2 protein-coding genes and 2 pseudogenes are annotated in these 2,567 nt (G+C 68.2%); 1 reads left to right on the forward strand and 3 read right to left on the reverse strand.

Annotated features, from left to right (window positions below):
• From ABZ646_RS44710 to ABZ646_RS44720, 3 genes and pseudogenes are all read right to left on the reverse strand, one after another.
• Positions 1-81: pseudogene (locus tag ABZ646_RS44710) on the reverse strand (rhamnogalacturonan acetylesterase); the annotation flags it as partial.
• 3 nt (positions 82-84) lie between these two features.
• Positions 85-162: pseudogene (locus ABZ646_RS44715) on the reverse strand (ferredoxin); the annotation flags it as partial.
• A 55-nt stretch (positions 163-217) separates the two neighbouring features.
• Positions 218-1,126 carry a cytochrome P450 gene (locus tag ABZ646_RS44720; protein ID WP_360532991.1) on the reverse strand — a complete coding sequence of 303 codons (909 nt, stop codon included), beginning with the start codon at positions 1,124-1,126 and terminating at the stop codon, positions 218-220.
• Between the two features lie 464 nt (positions 1,127-1,590).
• Here ABZ646_RS44720 and ABZ646_RS44725 point away from each other — a divergent pair, with 464 nt between their 5' ends.
• Complete coding sequence (locus tag ABZ646_RS44725) at positions 1,591-2,244, forward strand: TetR/AcrR family transcriptional regulator (protein ID WP_360532994.1); 654 nt, start codon at positions 1,591-1,593, stop codon at positions 2,242-2,244.
• The last annotated feature ends 323 nt before the right edge of the window (positions 2,245-2,567 follow it).

The raw sequence follows: 2,567 nt of genomic DNA on the forward strand, positions 1-2,567 counted from the left end.
CAGGTCGTGCGGCCGGATGGTGGCGAGGATCGCGTCGAGCCGCCCCTCGTCGACGAAGCTCTTGGAACTCCGTCCGTTCACGGCTTGGTCGAAGACGTCGGGGGCGAGCAGTACGCACTGGCCCGAGGCGACGCACTTGGGGACGTCGACTTCTACCCGCATGACGTTGTTCATGACGTTTCTTCCCTGCTCTTGGTGGGGGATCAGGTGGTTGCGGTCACCACGTGACGGGCAGTTCGCGGACGCCGTAGACGGCGGTGGCCTGCTTGAAGGCGACCTCCTCCATCGGTACGGCGATCTTCAGATGGGGAAGCCGGCGGAAGACCTCGGGCAGGACGATCTGGAGTTCGGCACGGGCCAGCGGCTGGCCCAGGCACTGGTGGATGCCATAGCCGAAGGCCAGGTGCTGGCGGACGTTGGCACGCTCCAGGTCCAGGTCGTCAGGGTTCGAGAAGAACTCCGGGTCGCGGTTGGCGACATGGACGGGAACGATCACGCCCTCGCCCGCGTGCAGGGTCACGCCGCCGATGGTGACGTCCTCGACGGCGGTGCGGCGCAGTCCGCCGTGCACGATGGACAGGTAGCGCAGGAGTTCCTCCACCGCGCTCGCGACCTGGTCCGGTCCGCCGAGGATGTGCGGTACATGGTCGGGGTGGTTGAGGAGGGTGATGGTGCTCAGCGCGATCATGTTCGCCGTCGTCTCATGGCCGGCGAACAGCAGGAAAGCGCTCAGGTCGGCGGCGTCCTGGTCGGTGATCACGTCCTCGTCCACCTGAGCGGCGAGACGGGTGACCACGTCGTTCCCGGGCGTGGTGCGCTTGGTCCGCACGAGGCCCAGCAGATACTCGCCGAGGTTGGCGAACGCCCGGGCGGATTCCTCTGCCGGGGCGTTCAGATCGACGAGGGTCTTCGACTGCGCCTGGAAGAACGGATGGTCCTCGTAGGGCACACCCAGCAGCTCGCAGATCACCAGGGACGGCAGCGGCAGCGCGAAGTGCTCCACGAAGTCGGCGGGACCGCTCAGCTCGGTCAGGCCGGTGAGGAGCTCGTCGGTCAGGCGGGCGATGGCCGGGCGCAGCTCGTTGATGCGCTTGACCATGAACTCCCGGGTCAGGGTGCGCCGCATCGCCCCATGGACGGGGTCATCGTGGCTCGCGAAGAAGCCGCGCGGGTTCTGCGGCTGGCCTTCCCTGAAGGTGGGTGCGCGGGGTGCGCCGGGTCGGAGCTGAACGCCGGGCTGCCCAGTACCGCCCGGGCGTCCTCCCAGCGGGTCACCAGCCACGCAGTGAGCCGTCCCTCCCACAGGGAGACACGGGTGATGGGCTGCTCCTCGCGTAGCTGCGCATACAGCGGCGGGGGGTCCAGGGGCGCGGCCTGCGGGCGGGTGAGCGTAAACGCGGGGAGGGTCGGAGACGAGGTCATGACTGTGCCTTTCCAGCATCGGTTAACGCCGTTAGTCGAAGGATTGTTAGGCTAACAGCGTTAATCGAGGAATCGGAAGCCCGGATGTCGGACCCGACGAAGCGCCGACCGCCGGCGACAGGAGGCACCGAGGGTCGGTAGGCTGCTGCGGGAAGCGAGGAGAAGGCCATGAAGTCGCAGGTCGAGCGGGTACCCAACGCGCGGGGCGAAGGCGAGCGGCTGCGGCAGGAGATCCTCGACGCGGCGACCCGCATCCTGGAGGAGACGGGGCGCGAGGACGCACTCTCCCTGCGCGGGGTCGCCCGCGAGGTCGGCATTTCCGCGCCCAGCGTCTACCGGCACTTCAAGGACAAGGCCGACCTGGTCTCCACCGTCCTCGACGCCACCTACCGCACACTGGCCGTCGTGATGAGCGAGGCCGGCAAGTCGGCCGCCACGGCAGGCGCGAGCCCGTTGGGGCGTGTGCGGGCCACTCTCAGGGCCTACCGCAGGTTCGCCATCGACAAGCCCCGCCGCTACCGGCTGATGTTCAGCCTGGAGTACGAGCCCGAGCGTCGACCCTCCACCGACCACCCCATCCAAACCGTGCTCCAGGCGTGGACCGATACGGCTGACGCCTACCTCGCCGAAGCGGCCCCCGGCCGTCGGACGGAGGCACGGAACTTGGGTATCCACCTGTGGACCGCCCTGCACGGCCAGCTCGTCCTGTGGCGCACCCTGCCGGGCCCCGTAGCCAGCAGCGAAGCCATCCTGATCGAGCTGGAGGAGTCCTTGCTGCGCTGCCTGCTCCCGGCATCGCAAACTCCGAGCCCCACTGAGTGACAGGCCGGGAAGGCTCCCTGTCCCCGGAAGGTGGACGGGAGCGCCCGATCACCCTTTGAGCGGTCGGCAGGCCCGACCAGGAAGTCGGCAAGCGGTGATCCCGGGATATCGGCGTCGCCCTGCGCTACTTCACCCTCGACGGCACCGACCACGCCAGCCACAAAGAGCAGGGAAGCATGATCCGCCGCTACATCATCTGGCGAAACCGTCACGCCGACGACCGGCGCCTACGCGCCGTCGTCGAAGGGCAAACGTGGCCTTACGCGGCACTAGGTTGAGCCGGAGCCCATAGGCCAAGCCGCCGATCACTCCGATTGGCAAAA

This window comes from Streptomyces sp. NPDC007162 (assembly GCF_040634175.1).
Taxonomy (GTDB): Bacteria; Actinomycetota; Actinomycetes; order Streptomycetales; family Streptomycetaceae; genus Streptomyces.